The organism is Spirosoma foliorum, from assembly GCF_014117325.1.
Taxonomy (GTDB): domain Bacteria; phylum Bacteroidota; class Bacteroidia; order Cytophagales; family Spirosomataceae; genus Spirosoma; species Spirosoma foliorum.
Map to the genome: position 1 here is coordinate 6,261,225 of NZ_CP059732.1, position 17,321 is coordinate 6,278,545.

Annotated in this window: 15 protein-coding genes and 1 tRNA gene; 6 read left to right on the forward strand and 10 right to left on the reverse strand. The window is 47.8% G+C overall.

Going from position 1 to position 17,321, the window contains the following annotated elements:
- Nucleotides 1–2: 2 nt before the first annotated feature.
- The 8 genes from H3H32_RS26305 to tgt all read right to left on the reverse strand — a co-directional run bounded on the left by H3H32_RS26305 (nucleotide 3) and on the right by tgt (nucleotide 9,045).
- Nucleotides 3–695 (reverse strand): class I SAM-dependent methyltransferase, encoded by a 693-nt coding sequence (locus H3H32_RS26305; RefSeq protein ID WP_182458727.1) that lies wholly within the window; start codon nucleotides 693–695, stop codon nucleotides 3–5.
- A gap of 2 nt (nucleotides 696–697) precedes the next feature.
- Nucleotides 698–1,864: a glycosyltransferase family 4 protein gene (locus H3H32_RS26310; protein ID WP_182458728.1), complete on the reverse strand. Its 1,167-nt coding sequence runs from the start codon at nucleotides 1,862–1,864 to the stop codon at nucleotides 698–700.
- On the reverse strand, nucleotides 1,861–2,883 hold the full coding sequence (locus H3H32_RS26315) for a glycosyltransferase family 4 protein (RefSeq protein ID WP_182458729.1): 1,023 nt from the start codon (nucleotides 2,881–2,883) through the stop codon (nucleotides 1,861–1,863). Before H3H32_RS26315 ends, H3H32_RS26310 begins: the two co-directional genes overlap by 4 nt.
- 6 nt (nucleotides 2,884–2,889) lie before the next feature.
- The gene (locus H3H32_RS26320) at nucleotides 2,890–4,221 is read right to left on the reverse strand and encodes a DUF8712 domain-containing protein (protein WP_182458730.1); all 1,332 of its coding nucleotides are present in this window, start codon (nucleotides 4,219–4,221) and stop codon (nucleotides 2,890–2,892) included.
- A complete protein-coding gene (locus H3H32_RS26325; protein WP_182458731.1) occupies nucleotides 4,209–5,255 on the reverse strand; it encodes a CgeB family protein in 1,047 nt (348 codons plus the stop codon). Before H3H32_RS26325 ends, H3H32_RS26320 begins: the two co-directional genes overlap by 13 nt.
- A 17-nt stretch (nucleotides 5,256–5,272) precedes the next feature.
- Nucleotides 5,273–6,565, reverse strand: coding sequence for a nucleotide sugar dehydrogenase (locus tag H3H32_RS26330; protein ID WP_182458732.1), 1,293 nt, complete (start codon nucleotides 6,563–6,565; stop codon nucleotides 5,273–5,275).
- A 9-nt stretch (nucleotides 6,566–6,574) separates the two neighbouring features.
- Nucleotides 6,575–7,678: a Wzz/FepE/Etk N-terminal domain-containing protein gene (locus H3H32_RS26335; protein WP_182458733.1), complete on the reverse strand. Its 1,104-nt coding sequence runs from the start codon at nucleotides 7,676–7,678 to the stop codon at nucleotides 6,575–6,577.
- 236 nt (nucleotides 7,679–7,914) lie between these two features.
- Nucleotides 7,915–9,045, reverse strand: a complete 1,131-nt coding sequence (gene tgt, locus H3H32_RS26340; protein WP_182458734.1) for a tRNA guanosine(34) transglycosylase Tgt — start codon at nucleotides 9,043–9,045, stop codon at nucleotides 7,915–7,917.
- A gap of 186 nt (nucleotides 9,046–9,231) precedes the next feature.
- Between tgt and H3H32_RS26345 the strand changes: the two genes are divergently transcribed.
- From H3H32_RS26345 to H3H32_RS26360, 4 genes are all read left to right on the forward strand, one after another.
- The gene (locus H3H32_RS26345; protein WP_182458735.1) at nucleotides 9,232–10,422 is read left to right on the forward strand and encodes a glycosyltransferase; all 1,191 of its coding nucleotides are present in this window, start codon (nucleotides 9,232–9,234) and stop codon (nucleotides 10,420–10,422) included.
- An 88-nt stretch (nucleotides 10,423–10,510) separates the two neighbouring features.
- Nucleotides 10,511–11,140: a 16S rRNA (guanine(527)-N(7))-methyltransferase RsmG gene (gene rsmG, locus H3H32_RS26350; RefSeq protein ID WP_182458736.1), complete on the forward strand. Its 630-nt coding sequence runs from the start codon at nucleotides 10,511–10,513 to the stop codon at nucleotides 11,138–11,140.
- A 118-nt stretch (nucleotides 11,141–11,258) separates the two neighbouring features.
- Entirely contained in the window at nucleotides 11,259–11,564 is a 306-nt protein-coding gene (locus tag H3H32_RS26355; RefSeq protein ID WP_182458737.1) for a PH domain-containing protein, read from the forward strand.
- Nucleotides 11,565–11,685: 121 nt separating this feature from the next.
- Nucleotides 11,686–11,759 (forward strand) — tRNA-Asn (locus tag H3H32_RS26360).
- A gap of 159 nt (nucleotides 11,760–11,918) precedes the next feature.
- On the opposite strand, the gene H3H32_RS26365 is transcribed toward H3H32_RS26360, so the two are convergent.
- Nucleotides 11,919–13,349: a relaxase/mobilization nuclease domain-containing protein gene (locus H3H32_RS26365; RefSeq protein ID WP_182458738.1), complete on the reverse strand. Its 1,431-nt coding sequence runs from the start codon at nucleotides 13,347–13,349 to the stop codon at nucleotides 11,919–11,921.
- On the reverse strand, nucleotides 13,349–13,717 hold the full coding sequence (locus H3H32_RS26370; RefSeq protein ID WP_182458739.1) for a plasmid mobilization protein: 369 nt from the start codon (nucleotides 13,715–13,717) through the stop codon (nucleotides 13,349–13,351). Before H3H32_RS26370 ends, H3H32_RS26365 begins: the two co-directional genes overlap by 1 nt.
- 293 nt (nucleotides 13,718–14,010) lie before the next feature.
- Between H3H32_RS26370 and H3H32_RS26375 the strand changes: the two genes are divergently transcribed.
- Complete coding sequence (locus H3H32_RS26375; protein WP_182458740.1) at nucleotides 14,011–15,819, forward strand: type IV secretory system conjugative DNA transfer family protein; 1,809 nt, start codon at nucleotides 14,011–14,013, stop codon at nucleotides 15,817–15,819.
- A gap of 94 nt (nucleotides 15,820–15,913) precedes the next feature.
- On the forward strand, nucleotides 15,914–17,254 hold the full coding sequence (locus tag H3H32_RS26380) for an IS701 family transposase (RefSeq protein ID WP_182458741.1): 1,341 nt from the start codon (nucleotides 15,914–15,916) through the stop codon (nucleotides 17,252–17,254).
- The last annotated feature ends 67 nt before the right edge of the window (nucleotides 17,255–17,321 follow it).

The following is a 17,321-nucleotide window of genomic DNA, read 5'->3' on the forward strand; positions in this document are numbered from 1 at the left end:
GACTACGAGTCTGTTCGTTTTCGATAGACACCAACTAGCAAATTATTGACATACTGTTCCGCGAAAAAAGGCTTTAGTATGCTCGAAATGGGATCGTAACTTGAAAAGTAAACCGTTTCAAGTGGCTCGAACCCTAGTTGAGTCAGCCGTTTATTAAACTTAAGTTTAGTCGATGTATGACGGATGAAGGCGAAATAAGTCGGCCGTTTTGTTAGCCAGAATATAACTCGTTCAATAGCCCGATAAACGCTTATACGGTTAGGAATCGAGACAATGAACAGGCCATTCGGTTTCAGAAGAACGTTGGCCTGTTGAAGCATTTCCGTTATATCATCCAGGTATTCAAGCACGCTCGACATCAGGAGAACATCCTGTGGCACATACTGCATTGGATTGGGCAATGGTAACGACTGCACCAAATAGCGCACGTTACCCGCCATCCTCTTCTGTTTTCCGAGGGCAATCATCGCTTCCGAACCATCTATTCCTGTCACAACGCAGCCTTGGCCAGCGAGATAATCACTAAAAACACCCGATCCACAGCCAATGTCCATAACGTGATCGGTTGGTTTTATGTAGCGGTCAAATAATCGTATCCAGACGTTAAAGCGCTCCTGAAATGCCTTCGACGTTTCATATCGATCATTGAACGCCGAAGCGATGACATCATGAAAATCAACGACATTATTTTCCATCGTTATTCATCAAGTAAACCCATTGATCTCTGTTTAGCAGCATGTCGTATTTGTCTGTAAAACCGCTCCCATTCTTCGCTGCTGCCCGTGATTGAAAACCGTTGGCGAGCCAGCTTAAGGGCTCGTTTACGGTACCCCTCATATTCATTCGGTTGCATTGTCAGATAGCGTTCGATGGCCGTCCGAAGTTGATCTGGCTCGTTCGATACCCAACTACCAGCCTGTTCGGTTTCGAGCAATTGCCAGGGCGTATGGGTCGAGGCAACAACAGGCGTGCCTTGCGCCAGCGATTCGATGACCACATTGCCGAAACTCTCCGAATGAGACGGTAAAATCGTTATCCGGGCGTTGGCATAGAGGTATTCCTTTTGATCGCCATGCACCCAGCCAACAAACAATACCTTAGTCGACAGGTCAAGCCTTTGTACGCAGTCTTTTAAGGTTTGGGTGTAGGTTTTGTTGGCGTCTGGCCCGGCCAATATCAGCGTATAATCGCTTTTTATAAATAGGGCAGATGCGCTCAACGCTATCAGTAAACGATCAATAGCTTTGATGGGATGCAGCCGACCTACAAACAAGAGATAGGGTCGAATGACCGAACCAATTGGCGTGGGGACTACCAGATCGGGCAGCTCCATTCGGCTATAAATTTCGCCAACCCTGGTATCGGCTCCAAAATGCTGGCGGATGTGTCTCGTCTCGGCAGAACTTGTAGCATGAAATTGAACGGCTGGGTTGACAAACTTAATTACGTTCAGTATCAGACGTTTCAGGCCTGATCGAAAGCTTAATGCCACCGGGCTTAACTCGCCATGGGGCGACCAGACAACCGGTTTAGTCAGCAATCGGGCCATGAGTACCCACACGAACGAAGCGGGATAGAACAAGCTGTTTACATGAACGATATCTGCTTTTTGAATAGCCAACCAGCCTTGCCATATATGCCGGAGCGGCAGATAAAAATGAGGATTTCGCGTGTAGATTACCCGACCACAGTCAAGCAGTAGCCATCGATCGAGCAACGTAGCTGGCGGTAAACTTTGAGACGTCGCCACTACGGATACATCGTGCCCGGCCTGCGCCAGTGCTTTGGCTTGCCAGTAAATTGTGTTACTGGGACCACCCATCTGCGCGGGATAAAAACAATCTGCCGACAGAAGAATCTTCATGCAACTTGTTCAGATAAGGGTAGATGACTGGCAATTTCCCGGTACAGTGCTGCGTATTGCGAAGCGGATGCGGCAATCATATACCGTTGGGCATTCCTGAGACCTGCCTCCAGTAACGCCTGCCGATAAACGTCGTCCTGAATGAGTCGTAGAATTCCCTGTCGGACAGCGTTCGTATCGGTTGGGTCCACCAAAAGAGCAGAGCCAGCCGCAATCGTACACATCGGTGTTATGTTTGAGGTAATCACCGCACGACCAATGGCATTAGCTTCTAAAATGGGCATACCAAATCCTTCGTAGGTTGACACGAACGTGACGATGTCACAGGATTCATACAGTTGAATTACCTCAGCTCGATTGAGATCGACGTAATTCCGGTAATGAATTCGGTATTGTTGAAGCGCCCGCATGAGTTCGGCAGTCAGTGGGCCAACAATAACAAGTGTACACGCAAGATCGGCGATGGCGGCAATCAAACGTGGTAGGTTCTTATTGGGTGAGGTTCCTATCTGAAGCAGTACTGGTTGCGCTTTGTGAAATCGCGCAGGCCGATACGCAAAAACGGGATCGTAACCATTGGCAACCACCACGACTTTCTGTGCTAATCGCCCTACATGCCGGAGCAGTTCCTGTCGCGTTTTTTCAGATACCGTCGTCACAACATGCGCTCTAAGAATAGGCAGATAATACCAGAATAACCAGAACACAGCATATCGCCAGGGACGCTTTCGATTCTTTTCCAGCGCATTACAATCATGAATTGTTAGCACTGTCTGCGATGCAGGTAGGGCCAATGCTGCATAATGTACATCGCCAGTAATGTGAAAAACAGTACCCGAGATAGTTCGTACAAAACGTAGATTTTGAAAGACGCTCCACCAACCACGACTGACATACGGCAACTGGATTCTGGTAGTCTGAAGACTCGATTGTTGGTCGATCTCGCGCTGAATACTACCGAATAGCTCTTCAATGCTATGGCCAGTTCCCGGACTACGAAGTAGATACGTAACCATCATAAAACCCTAGAGTTGAACACCAATACATTTCATCGACCAACTTAGAAACCCAATAAACAGGGCGCTATTCACCAAACTTCCCCAGGTTGACAGGAGGTCTGTTTCCATCGTCAGACACCCAATGTACAGCATGGGCAACCAGAGAATAATTGACGGCATTTTGTCTGCAAGACTGAAAACGACCTGAAAACCACCCCGCAGCAACCAGCCATATAAATAGGCAAACAGCACACCGCCGTAGCCAAAATTCACATAGCCTTCGCCCACGGGCGAGAGATTAATACTGGTGTTCTCAAACTGCGCCAGGGTCGTAAAGCGTCGTATATTTTCGTAACCACCCGTTTGGGGTTTGCCGGGCCAAAGCAGTCGGGGCACCAACGGATAAACCAGGGATAGCAGCACTTCTCCGTTAGCATAAGCCTCATGAACAGGAACTTTGGCCATGGCACTTCCAATCATAATTCCTTGATTAAATCGACCAAACGACGCGACGAAGTGCCTTGTATTCAGGAGTTTTCCGGGATGGGCAAATCGATCAATCAGCAACTCTGCCATCAGGCCCGCATTGGCCGTACGGTCGAATCGGGAGCTTCCCCAGGTATTATAGCGGTATTCGCCTTTAATTGACTGAATGATTAACAACAGTGTAAAAGCCAAACTAACAAGCATCGTTTTTGCCCGAATCGTTATCGGTTCCGATAGGCTAATCGTCCAAAAGATCAGTAGGAACAAGAGCCAGAAAAAGAGGTCACCAAACATGCCCGTCTGAACGGTATTGATAAGCAGTAGACTAATAACCAGCCCGACAAGCAGCATCCAATAGGCATTTGTGGAATAGTAAGCATACAAGGTGCTTACCAGCAGACAATACATCGGTAGAGCCCCCAGAAAGGCAGGAACTTCGGGTAGTAATGCTTTTAGAAAAAATCCACCTAACCCAATGACAAACAGCCAAACAGCAACTGATTGGCGAGCTTGCAGATAATCGATTACATACTGAATATATTGCCGATGCAATGTCTCGGAATCCCTGCCAGACAGCCCGCCTATGCCTACATAAAATGCCGTGTAGGCGGGTAACGCATAGCTAAAGTACGTACTCGACTCAATAGGCATCGACCCCGGAAATAGCCAGTAGGTGATGGCAGGTACAGCTAAAATCTCCAGAGAAGCAATGGCACTGATACATTCCAGAATGACAATCCGCTGGCCGATCTGGTAAACGAAAACAACGAATGTATAGGCTGAAAAAGATACAGCCAATGCTTCATACCAGGCACTGGCTACAAACCAGCGTAAAAGCAGGAAAACAAGAAAGCTTAGCGTCAGTCGTCCCACCAGTCATCGATTTGTAGCTGCTCCGAGTCCAATAAGGGTGCCAAGCCTACTGTTTGTAGAAGTTGCGTAACCCGTTGATCGAACGTATGGTGCTGTTGAAAATGAGTGTATTGTGTTGCGGCCAGTTCGTGCCGCTTAACTGGCCTAGCCAGATAGTAGCGGATTTTATCAATGGCATCGTCTATATTCCGATAGGTGACCTGCTCAGCAGGGATGCCGGTATGGTCCTCTATCGTCGATTTATAATCGCAGAGTTGGAACGCGCCAATCCCGTTAAGTTCGAAGTATTTATGATTGACTGAACTTACCTCAGCGTAATGAAAGTTATTGAAAACGATTTTGGCACCATAGAATAATCGATTCTTCTCGGGCCCAGTCAGCTGGTGCTGGTTGATGATAGCGTTTAACTCGGGACGCAGATAAGGCCCTTGATGTCCATAAACAGTCACTTTCAATCCAGCCCGTATCAGTTGCTCAACCATGCGGGCGCGGTACGCATATAAATTCCCGAACACCAGCACATCAATATCGGTCAGCCATTCGGCAACCGATTTTTCAACCGCTGGTTTTTGATAGATTCGCGGATTAAAGCCCTCAGGTAAGTAATGGGCATTCAGTCCAGCTTTGTGCCGTAGTGTATCAACAATGTAGGGTTCTTTTGAAAAGTAATAGTCAAAATCGGCCGCGATGATTTGTTGCTTTTCCAGATTCGAAATCGGATCAGGATTCATCTGTACAACAATGACGCCGGGTAATTGCTTCTTTAATCGCTCAACCAAAACCGGATGTAAGTAACGGTACACAACGACGACCAGATCGGGGCGAAGTTTTATAATTCGATCGGCGATGTTGCTGCTGATGGCCCGATCGTAAAATTCGACGAATCGCGCCATCCAGTAGTTAATTTTTGCGGACACAAGTAATCCATCCGCCACATCAAGCAGGGTGGCATCGTAGCCCAGTACCCGAAACGACTGGCAGAGATGCTGCTCCAGCGAGTCAGCTAATCGACTACCTACAACAACTATTTTCATAATTCACCCGCATCCGATCAGAGTTGCCAATAGCTTATTTCATCATCTTTATTCGTTCGATAAAGACCTTTCAAATCCAGCAAAATGGGTGCGTTCTTCATGAGCGATTTGAAATAATCAGCATCTAATTCTTTATACTCATCGTGCCCAACAGCCACCACGACCGCGTCGTATTGGTCGGCAGGTTTGTCGAGTAGGCTCAGGCCATATTCGCGGGCGACCTCGTTAGGCGATGCGTACGGGTCTATAATGTGCACGTTAATCGAATAGGCCATGAGTTCCCGAACCAGGTCGGCTACTTTCGAATTGCGGATATCGGCAATATTTTCCTTAAAGGTTAGTCCCATGACCAACACCTTCGTTTCGCTCGGATTTTTGGCGCGCTGTAACAGCATTTGCACCAACTTCGTGGCGATGTAGTCGGGCATACTATCGTTAACACGACGACCGGAGTTAATCACCTGCGGTTCGTAACCCAGTTGTCGGGATTTATGGAGCAAATAATAGGGATCGACACCAATACAATGCCCACCAACCAGTCCGGGCGTAAAGGGTATAAAATTCCATTTCGTTGAAGCAGCCTTAATCACCTCCTGCGTGTCGATGCCCATTTTGTCGAAAATGATGGCCAGCTCGTTCATGAGCGAGATATTAAGATCACGCTGAACGTTTTCAATTACTTTAGCCGCTTCGGCAACCTGAATGCTTGGCGCTTTATAAATGCCTTCCCGAATGATAGCCCCATACACGTCGGCAATAGTCTGCGTAGCTTCTTCGTCATTTCCTGCGACTACTTTAAGAATATCAGCCAGCGTTCGGGTCTTGTCGCCCGGATTAATCCGTTCAGGCGAATAGCCGAGCTTAAAATCACGCCCTACGGTTAATCCAGAGCAGAATTCCAGTATGGGTAAACAATCATCTTCGGTGCAACCAGGATAAACCGTAGATTCGTATACAACATAATCTCCTGGCTTCAGAGCGACACCAATAACTTCCGAAGCGCGTATCAATGGTCTTAAATTGGGCACTTTATATTCATCTACTGGCGTAGGAACGGCCACGACAAAAAAATGCGCCTGTTTCAGTTCATTCGGGTCGGCAGTAAACAAAATATCGGCACCGATAAACGCATCGGCTGGTAGCTCCCGCGAAGGATCTTCAGCTCGTTGCAGCATCGCCACCCGATCGGGGTTGCTATCGAAACCAACGACCCGAAATTGTTGGGCAAACGCAAGCGCAACCGGCAGACCGATATATCCCAGGCCAATGACGGCGATTTTCTTTTCTTTCTGACGAAGCGCGTTGATCACAGGTTGCGTTTAAATTAAATGGGCTACTAACACTCTATCCTCGGCTATCATTGCCTTAAATCGTCCAGCCAGATTGGCTTGCCGAATCCATACAATCAAAATACTTATCATGAACCCCGCCCCTGTAACAAGCAATACAGTAAGCACTCGCTTAGGCGACGATCGCTTCAGAGGTACTTTGGGGGGCTCGAGTACGTTAAAAATTGGGGTTCGTTCCTGCACGTTCAATTTAGCCTGCTCAAACCTACGGGATAGTTCCGTATAAACCGTTCGGGCAATGGCAAGTTCATCTTCCATACGATGCCTGTCCAGGGTAGCCTCCTGCATGGCAATGGCTTTATGATTGTCGTTGTAATGGAACATCGTGAATTGGGCCGCCTGATAACGTTTACGAGCATCGGTCAGTTGCTGCTTATAAAAGGCTAAATCCTGTCGGGCTTTTCCGGTTCTATAATTTCTGACATATTGAGTCAGGTAATTCATTGCTAACTGAGCGACGAGGGCAGCTGCCTGCGCATCGGGCATTTGAACGGTAATCGTAATAACGCCCGAACGCGTATTGAGTTTGGCATTTACACGTTCACTAATTTCCTCCGCCAGTTCTTGCTGTTGCGTGGTCAGATACAGGGGTCCCTTCCCGGAAAAATGAGTTTGGTCTTGTCTGTCGAAGAGCCGCCACTGTTTCCAGGGCCAGCTAATCTGCCCGGTTGTCAGAAACTGTCCAACCGTTTTCAATTGGCCCTTAATCGTAATGGGTTGCTTAAGCAGAAAAAGAATAAACGGAGTGCTCTGTAATACAGTCGGATACAAGTCGGGCCGAATGGCATCTACGCCTTCCGCATCCGAAAAATCAACCTCCGCAAAGCCCGCCATCGATGATAGTCGTTTAAACAGATCACTCGCTCCCGTATTCATTTCAGGGATAATCCGGGCTTCCGACTGAAACTCCGGCTGTTGCACGAATGCCACAACGACGCCCAGTATAGCAAACGCGATCGTGGAAGCTGTAATTCGTAACCGGGTTCGCCAAATCGCCCGCACCATTACCTCGGCAGGTAAAAATAACCAGCGATTAGTGTTCGGAATTTGGCTGAATTCGGTCGACGTCACCATACCCTCGTGTACAAATAGTATGAATCATGGGTTACTTATGGCCCACAAGCAAGCCTATGACGACAAAAAGCAAAAAAGTCTCCCATTTTTTAGATTAGGAGACTTAAAAATCTTTTTTAAGCATTAATTTTCGTCAAAAGGTACTGCCTCTAGGCCTCATGCCAAAAGCCACTACATTTAAAATCAGACCCTTACCATGCTGAAACAAGTTTTCTCAACTATGATATCAACGCAAATTATAGTCGCTGCATTAGCCGAATAACCATTTCATTTTTCCACGATACGAAATCACCGGCTTCGATATGCGCCCGCGCCTGTCTGACGAGCCACAGGTAAAAAGTCAAATTGTGCAGACTCGCAATTTGACCGCCCAGCAATTCTTCAGATTTAAACAAATGACGCAGGTAGGATTTCGAATAGAACGTACTGGCATACCCCCCTAATCCGGCATCAATAGGGCTAAAGTCTTTGCTCCATTTTTCGTTTTTGATATTGATAACCCCTTCCGTCGTAAATAACAAGCCATGTCGGGCATTACGGGTTGGCATCACGCAGTCGAACATATCAACCCCTAAAGCAATGGCTTCCAGAATGTTAGCCGGCGTACCGACTCCCATCAAATACCGAGGCTTATCGGCGGGCAAAATGCTGTTTACCAGCTCAATTGTGCGATACATTTCTTCAGCGGGTTCGCCAACAGCTAGCCCACCAATTGCATTCCCTTCACGCTCTTTACTCGCAATTGTTTCTGCCGACTGCCGACGCAAATCAGCATAGGTACTACCCTGAACAATAGGAAATAACGTTTGTCGATAGCCATAATGTCCTTCGGTTTCATCAAAACGACCAATGCACCGATCAAGCCAGCGATGCGTCATTTCCATCGACTGTCGGGCATAGCCGTACTCGCAGGGATAAGGCGTACATTCATCGAAAGCCATGATAATATCAGCGCCAATTGTCCGCTGAATATCCATAACTCCCTCTGGGGTGAAGGTATGTTTCGAACCATCTATATGCGACTTAAACGTCACACCTTCTTCTTTAATCTTACGCGTATTGGAAAGCGAGTACACCTGATAGCCGCCCGAATCAGTCAGGATAGGACGTTGCCAGCCATTGAATGCATGCAAACCGCCTGCCTGCCGAAGCACTTCCAGACCGGGTCGCAGGTATAAGTGATAGGTATTGCCCAGAATAATTTCGGCATTAATATCGGTCTCCAGTTCACGCTGATGGACAGCCTTTACAGTGCCTGCCGTACCGACGGGCATAAAAATCGGCGTTTGAATAGGTCCATGATCAGTTGTCAGGGTTCCCGTTCGGGCCTTCGACTGTGGGTCCTTTGCAGTAATCGAAAATGTCATAGTACAAAGATACGGCGGAAGGGGAGGAAGGAAGAGGGGGGAAGAAGGAAAAAGGAAGAATTGAGGAGGAAACCTCTGGTTGTTTTTCCTTCTCCCTTTTCTTCCCCCTCCTCCTTCCTCCCTTTTTTCCCTTATCTTTGCGACTTCGTTAAAAACCAACGCAATAGCGAGTAAACTTTCCTGCTGGTGACTATAGTATTACTGATAATCTGGCTACTTGTGGTCAGCATTCAGCTCATTTTTATCCTCTTCGTTTATTCGCGAACGGCTTTTTACCGAGTACCCGAGCACACTACCTTAGGCGTACAGTCAAATGCACGTACCGGATCAACATCCGGGATTACGATTGTTGTTTGTGCCCGCAACGAATTGGAAAACCTGACCGAATTATTGCCCTTACTCAACGCTCAGAATTACCCACATTTTGAGGTTTTGGTCATGGATGATCGGTCGACGGATGGCACTCACTTATTGCTGGAAAATGACATTACCCAGCTCCAGCACGTTCGATTTATCCGCATCGACAAAGAGCACGAGCACGTGACACCGAAAAAATATGCACTGACCATCGCGCTAAAAAAAGCCACTTACCCAATTGTACTGCTCACCGATGCCGACTGCCGACCTGCCTCTGACGACTGGTTGAGCGGTATGGTTGCCCCATTGATCAACGATCAAAAGGCGATTAGCTTAGGCTTTTCTCCTTACGAGCATCGGCCAGGTTTACTCAATTTCCTTATTCGTTCCGAAACCCTGTTTACCGCCGTTCAGTATTTATCACTGGCGCTGGCAGGTCGTCCGTATATGGGTGTCGGTCGAAATTTAGCTTATCGAACCAGCCTGTTCTTTGCCAACCGGGGTTTTTACACCCACATGAACGTAGTGGGTGGTGATGATGACCTATTTATCAATGAAGTAGCAACGGGAAAAAACACGGCAATAAGCATCCATCCCGACACATTTATGTGGTCGAAACCCAAAGAAACCTGGGCCGACTGGCGACTACAGAAAAAACGGCATCTGAACGTAGGCAAATACTATAAGTCTGGCAACAAATTTCGGCTGGGCCTGCTCACAGGCTCGCACGTATTGACCTGGGCGTTCGCATTGGTTATTGGCATTGTTGTTTTGGTTCATGAATGGTACCAGCAACCATTTACAGCGAACGAATGGTTACTTTTGCTAAGCGGAGCGGGTGTTTTTCTCTTCCGAATGCTTACGTTCTGGGGCATTACAGGTCGAATTAGTTACCGATTGGCTCATACAGTCCATTGGGCCATTATTCCATTTATGGACGTATTACTGGCTATTTACTACGGCCTGGCGGGTATAGCAACCATATTCAGACGCCGTAAAAAAAGACTTTACTGGCGTTAGGGTTAATGGATAGTGTATAATGAATACTGTAGGCTTATTCACCTCTACCCATTTTGCATTATCCGTTGTACATTATCCATTACATTCAATGAACATTGATCTAATTTTAAAATACTTTCCGAACCTCACGCCTGAACAAAAAGATCGTTTTACGGCATTAGAAGGGCTATATCGCGACTGGAATACAAAAATCAATGTAATTTCGCGACAGGATATCGATGCGCTCTACGAAAAGCATATCCTGCATTCGCTGGGGATTGCCAAGATTGTTCAGTTCAAGCCTGGCACCGAAATTTTAGACGTCGGTACGGGGGGTGGTTTTCCGGGTATTCCGTTAGCGATTTTGTTTCCTTTGGCCGATTTTCACCTGGTCGATAGTATTGGCAAGAAAATAAAGGTCGTTCAGGAAGTAGCCGATGCTTTGGGGCTGACGAATGTGAAGGCCGAGCAAATTCGGGTAGAGCAGCTGACAACGACCTATGATTTCGTGGTAAGTCGAGCCGTTACGCGTCTAAAGCCTTTTTTAGGCTGGGTACGCTATAAAATTCATAAAGCGGGTAACAACGATCGCCCTAATGGTGTTTTGTATCTCAAAGGCGGTGACCTTGCCGAAGAACTAGCCGAAGTAACTGATCGTTACCGCGTTTATGATCTATCGGATTATTTTGAAGAACCTTTTTTCGAGACCAAGAAAGTAGTTTATATACCTAAAAAATAACCGGGATTTATGTGATTTGACTGATAGACTATGATCTCAGCTGATTTGGCTTTCATTGAAAGCGATTCATTAAATCAAAGTCGTCCCGTAAAATCAGCTAAATCCCGGTTCAGATGCTATGCCAAACGAAAAATTCCGATCCAGCAGTTTTAAAGATCCATTAACTCCCGACGAGGTTGTCTTTAATGACAAAGGAGTTACGTTCCGTGCCCGCAAACTGATTGGCGGCACCGACAATTTCGTATTCTACTCAGATATCTCTGGAGTTGAGATCGACAACGGGTTGTTTTTCGCTACAGTTCGGGTCATTCCAAGAGCCCGTCCCGAAATTGTGATCTCTAACTTCTCCAAAAGCGATGCTCGTCGGATTAAAGAGTTGATTTTAGAGAATGTACCCAGCCATCGTCCGGATGCATTTCGCTAATCAATAGATTTAGTTGGGGTCTGATTGCCACTTTGTTAGCAAAAAAATACCCTAAAATCGATATTTTTTCTGCGTGATCACTTGCGTGGTATCGAGTTTCGCGCTACTTTTGCACCACGATTCCCGAATAGCTCAGTCGGTTAGAGCATCTGACTGTTAATCAGAGGGTCGCTGGTTCGAGCCCAGCTTCGGGAGCCTGATAATCAAGCACTTACGAGATAAAACTTGTAGGTGCTTTTTTATTTGCACAAGATTTGCACAAGAATTTTAGGGCGGCTCGGAACAGGTAGGGTGCAACAGATGCGCTGTTGGGGTTCATCTATACCAGCCTAACCGAATTTTTCACGAATATTTTTAGCGAACCCGCTTCTTTTCCTTCCGCCGATTGCGCTCTCGGATCGCCCTCTGCTCCTGTATCAGTCGTTGAATCTCGTCTTTGCTGTCAGCAGCTTCGGCTGTCGTCAGTTCTTCATTTTCAAAAAATTGCCGTGCTGTTGTTTGTTGTCGCTGCACGGTTTCTTCCTGTGGTAGTTCGTTTTGATCAACCAATTCGTCCTCGGCCTGCATAAACTCTTTCAGGATATCTTGATGCCGTTTACGATCTGACTCTGTACTCGGTTGACTTGTGTCTTCTTCGTTAGCTGCAAATTGCTCTGCTATCCTTTGTTGTCTCTGTCGGCTCTCAATGCTCTGTGGCTTCGTGGTAATGTCCTCACTTGTCACTGTGTAATCATCCGCTTGTGTTGCAGGTTCTTCAGCAATCGTTTCCTCGGCTTTGCCCGTCAATTCATCGGCGTTTAGAAAATACTCCCCTGCCCGTTTCTTTTTCTTTTCAAGGCTATCGATTTGGTCAGTGGCTTCTGTCAATTCCTGCCCTGACTGGATAAAACTGTCAGCCAAAGCTTTCATGTGCTTGCGGTTCTCGGTCTCTGGGCTTTCCTGCGTCGCGTCCTGCTTATTGTTCCAAAATGCACTGGCCGTTCGTTTGGCTTTATCTAAATCGCGCTGTTGTTCGGCCCTATTTGCATCGCTACCACCTTCCTGCTTTTGCCGCATCAACTCGATGGCTTCTTTTTCGGGTATCAACTTCTCATGACGCAAACGCTGACGAACTTCCTTGATCCGTACCCCTTTGAGCTGACGCACCAGATCGAACGACCGTCCATTTTCATCCACTACCATGAACGGGTGACGCGGCACACCTTCCGCCAACAGATAACCATTATCATGAACGGCCTTCACAAAGTCTTTCCCTGTTTCAGTTTCCTTCCACAGATTGGTCAGTGCTTCTTTGAGTTCAGGCCGATGCTGGTTGCGGTGGGGCGTAGGTTGCTGTTCAAACACCCGCTCCATTTCTTTACGAGCGCGATCTTGAGCCAGTCGGCTAAACTTGTTGGCAATGACTTTGCCCGTTTTATGATCGTAGCGTTCCCAAATCACATGCGCGTGTGTCCGACCCTTTTTGGTGTGCAGGACAATCACGCGCCGTTGCTCCTGCAACCCTAACTCGTTTCCCAGAATATCAGCTGCTTTCAGCCAGTCCTTTTCGCTCATCTTTCGGTCTTCGCTATAGGCTGGATTGATTTGGGCGTGATATAATCCTTTCTGGCTTTTGGTCAGTTCGCTGGTCAGCGACATGCTTTGCAGGGTCTGATGCAAATAAGCATCGGTTGCGTTGGAGCGTCCGGCCACGTCCACAATCTGGACACATTCATTGGCTTCCCCAGAAAGAAGATAATGCGCTAACTGCTTGCCATTGCCCCGTATCGCTCCTCGGATGACCATTAGCTGAGGAGTTTGAGAACTTGGGCCGTCAGCGCATCCAAGCCTTGCATGGCCTGGTTGATCTCATCCGTGTCGATACCGGCTAATTGCCCTGTCTCATCACGACTGTTGAGGGCACGGGCAATCTGATTGACATTGCTGCCGACCTTGCCAAGTTCCGCCATGACATTGAGTAGCAATTCACGATCCGGTGTCGGCTTATGTCGCAAGGGTTGCGTGGCGGCCATCGTGCGCAAGCGCATGAAGTCGCTGGGCGTGTAGCCGTTCTCGGCGGCCATCTGCCAGATACGCAGTTTCTCAGATGCCGTGACGCGAACGCGAATGGTGAATTCGCGTTTGTCCGCATCGTCCTTTTGAGGTCGTGCCATACGCGTTAGCGTTTACAGGGAGGGTTAAGGGAGGGAGAATCCCCGCCCTTACAAGAACGGTTTGGAAACTACAATTACGGAGTTTTTGTAGCTACAAACCACGTCTTGCAATACCTCCCTACGAAGATAAGGAAACCACTGGGTTTCAGGGCAAACTGTTTTTTCTTTTTTCTGGGCAATCGCTTTTCCATTGCGGAAAACACCCGTTTTAAATACGGGAAAAATCCCGTTGCGGTGAATTATTCTTTTTCCGTTTTTGGGCAACGTTTCCACCCTCCTTAACCTACTCTTTGATGAATCCCGCCGAACCTCAACCGGTCGGTGAACCGCAACCAGCCAGGAACTGGTTTGGCGTCACCTCCGCTGAAATCGATCATCTGTTTCGTTTCCACGCTGATTCCAGCGCGTTTAATAAAGCCATTCTGTTTCTGGTTGGATTGGTCCTAACGCCGATCACATTGGCTGGAGCCTTGATGGGATATGCCAGAGCCTACAACCGGTTCATGAAGCCGTTGGCGGAATATCCCCTGCTCCATCCGCTTCGGCCCATTGTCAAGTTTGCGATGGTTGTCGGTGCTGGGCTGATTTGGGTGGCGTTGTTCATCCTAATGGTCAGTCTGGCTCAGGTCGCTGTCATCTTTGGCTTGAGTGGCTATGCCTTCATCGTTTTTGTCACCTTCAATCTCCTCTTCACCTTCATCGTCTTTATGGCCTTCCGGCGCTGGCAGATCGGCATCAATAATATGCTGGTCGAAAGCAATCGGTTTGGCTCGGCACGCTTTGCCAGACCCGATGAATTGAATCCCTATCGACAAGGCCCAGGCATTTATATCGGTGGTGGGTATGTCTTCAAAGATAAGGGCCATATCCTGACAGTTGCTGGTACGCGGGGTGGTAAAGGCACGAATTTGATTATCCCGAACTTGCTGGGCCTTGGCGGCTATACGGGTTCATGGGTTGTCATCGATCCCAAAGGTGAGAATGCCGCGATCACGGCACGGTATCAGCGCAAAAGCGGACGACAGGTTGTTATTCTCAATCCCTGGGGATTACTCGAAGAGCATATTGGGGAAGCGGAATCGTATAACCCGCTCGATATTCTAGCTGACACAAGCAGCATTCATTTAGTTGATGATGCGCACATGATCGCTGAAATGCTGGTTCCCGTCGAGCGTGACGATAAGAACCGCTTTTTTACCGATACAGCGCGTTCCGTTGTGACGGGCCTTATCATGCAGATTGCGACCACGCAGGAAGGTGATGATCGAACTCTAACAACTCTTTGGCGATGGGCGCGGCTTGCCGGTGATGAGTGGGATGAGTTGATCGCCCGTATGCGACTCAACAATGATCCAGTGAATGGAGAAATCATCCGCAACGCTGGCAATGAAATCGTCAAATTGATGGAAGCAGGAGAAGAAACGTTTGGCAGTATTCTTTCTTCTGTTTTACAGGCAACCGACTTTCTCAAAAGTCCATCGTTGCAAAAAGCATTACGCTCTGGTTATGATCCGGCCACCTTATCGGATGGCGATACAGCCCTTTATATTATCATTCCTGCTGATAAACTGCAAAGCCATGCGCGGTGGCTGCGGCTTATGGCAACGACCACCTTACGAGCCGTTGTACGAAACCCAAACAAGCGCGTAACTTTTTTACTCGATGAATTTGCAGCTTTGGGGTATTTACCTGAAATTGAGACTGCTTTAAGTACCTATGCTGGTTTTGAAATCACTGTATGGCCGATCTTACAATCTCTGATTCAGTTACAGGGTTTGTATGGCGAGAACTGGGAGACGTTCACCGCAAACACGGCTATCCGGCAGTTTTTTACCATTAACGATAATTTTACAGCCAATTATGTGAGCGCGGCTATTGGCCAGACCTCCCATGTCGTCACATCCAGAAGCTGGTTTGGTGTCAGTGATGCTAATGCAAATCAAAGGCCACTTGTAACACCTGATGAAGTAAGGCGCGGGTCAGCAGACAACATCTTTGCTTTCTTGGGTGGGAATCCATCAACTACGTTTGCCAAGCGGCCTTACTTTCAGATGCCAGAGTTGCAAGACAGAGAAGATAAAAACCCACACTTCAGAAATTAAATTCTTATCACCTCTTAGATCTTGACTTTAGCCTTTAAGCAGAAGCTCGCTGGGGCTTTGGTATGTAGATTTGGGTCGCCAAACTCTTATCCATATGCCTACACTACCCAGCGAGTTTCTGACTGTAATACTACCTTATGCAAGGTTGTTTTGCAAACGTGTTTTTGTCAATGTCCAGCTCTTGCTCACCGGGGCCATATTAACCCCTGGCAAGCGAACCGTCAGCTCCGTGCTGCGTATTATGGGGCAGGCCAGTACCAAAGCCTTCCATAAGTACCATCGAGTGCTGAGTCAAGTCGAGTGGTCAACTTTGCAAGCCAGCCGGATTTTGTTGACCCAACTCGTGGGCATGTTTGTCGGTCAGGGGCCTGTGGTGGTGGGTATTGATGAGACCTTAGAACGGCGATGGGGTAAATCCATCAAAGCCAAGGGTATCTATCGGGATGCAGTCCGTAGTAGTGAGAAGTACGTGGTCAAATGTAGTGGGTTGCGGTGGGTAAGCGTAATGATCTTGTGCCGCATCGAGTGGGCCAAACGGGTCTGGGCCTTACCCTTCCTGACGGCACTGGCTCCCTCTCAAGCCTATTATGCCCAGAAGGCGCGTACTCATAAAACGCTCACCGACTGGGCTAGACAGTTGCTTTTGCAAGTGAAGCGATGGCTTCCTGATCGTCAGATAGTTGCCGTGGGGGACAGTAGCTATGCCGTGATTGATTTACTGCTGGCACTGCAAGGACAGGTAAGCCTGATTAGTCGCCTACGCTTAGATGCGGCCCTATATGGGCCAATTCCGGTTCGGCCACCAGGGCAACGAGGGCGGAATCGGCTTAAAGGCGATCGCTTACCTACACTGCCAATGGTAGGCAACGACAGGACTACTGTTTGGCAAAAACTGGTGGTAGGAGATTGGTACGGGGGACATTCGCAAGCGGTGGAGTACTGTACAAGTACCGCTCTTTGGTATCACGGGGGCAAAAAGCCGCTTGCTATTCGATGGGTATTGGTACGTCTGGATGGTCAACTAACGGGTCTGGTTAGTAATGATGCCTCCCTGAGTGGGGAGCAGATGATTAGCTATTTTGTGCGCAGGTGGTCGATGGAAACCACGTTTGCTTTAGTGCGGTCGCATTTGGGGGTGGAGACCCAACGGCAGTGGAGTGATCGGGCCATTGCTCGCACTACGCCGGTGTTGCTGGGCTTGTTTTCGGTGGTGAGCTTGGTGGCTAATAGGCTTGAAGGAAAGAGTTTGTTAGAGAGCCAGATAAGTAGTTGGTATGAGAAAAAGCAGCCAACTTTTAGTGATGCATTGGCTTGTGTACGCAGGTATTTATGGGTAGAAATGAATTTTTCGATCTCTGGATCAGAGGTTGTCCACGTAAAAATGAGCCAACAGCAGTACCAGTTATGGCAGGAAGCCTTAGCTTGGGCAGCATAAGGCTAAAGTCAAGTTAGATAAGTCTAAGAAAAATGAACTTTTCAAAAAAAACACAACTAAGATGATA

Coding starts and splice junctions, on each gene's coding strand:
- H3H32_RS26355 (WP_182458737.1), top strand. CDS start 11,259: ATGCCAAACGAAAAATTCCGATCCAGCAGTTTTAAAGATCCATTAACT.
- H3H32_RS26370 (WP_182458739.1), bottom strand. CDS start 13,717: ATGGCACGACCTCAAAAGGACGATGCGGACAAACGCGAATTCACCATT.
- H3H32_RS26365 (WP_182458738.1), bottom strand. CDS start 13,349: ATGGTCATCCGAGGAGCGATACGGGGCAATGGCAAGCAGTTAGCGCAT.
- H3H32_RS26380 (WP_182458741.1), top strand. CDS start 15,914: ATGCCTACACTACCCAGCGAGTTTCTGACTGTAATACTACCTTATGCA.
- H3H32_RS26325 (WP_182458731.1), bottom strand. CDS start 5,255: ATGAAAATAGTTGTTGTAGGTAGTCGATTAGCTGACTCGCTGGAGCAG.
- rsmG (WP_182458736.1), top strand. CDS start 10,511: ATGAACATTGATCTAATTTTAAAATACTTTCCGAACCTCACGCCTGAA.
- H3H32_RS26315 (WP_182458729.1), bottom strand. CDS start 2,883: ATGATGGTTACGTATCTACTTCGTAGTCCGGGAACTGGCCATAGCATT.
- H3H32_RS26310 (WP_182458728.1), bottom strand. CDS start 1,864: ATGAAGATTCTTCTGTCGGCAGATTGTTTTTATCCCGCGCAGATGGGT.
- H3H32_RS26305 (WP_182458727.1), bottom strand. CDS start 695: ATGGAAAATAATGTCGTTGATTTTCATGATGTCATCGCTTCGGCGTTC.
- H3H32_RS26375 (WP_182458740.1), top strand. CDS start 14,011: ATGAATCCCGCCGAACCTCAACCGGTCGGTGAACCGCAACCAGCCAGG.
- tgt (WP_182458734.1), bottom strand. CDS start 9,045: ATGACATTTTCGATTACTGCAAAGGACCCACAGTCGAAGGCCCGAACG.
- H3H32_RS26335 (WP_182458733.1), bottom strand. CDS start 7,678: ATGGTGACGTCGACCGAATTCAGCCAAATTCCGAACACTAATCGCTGG.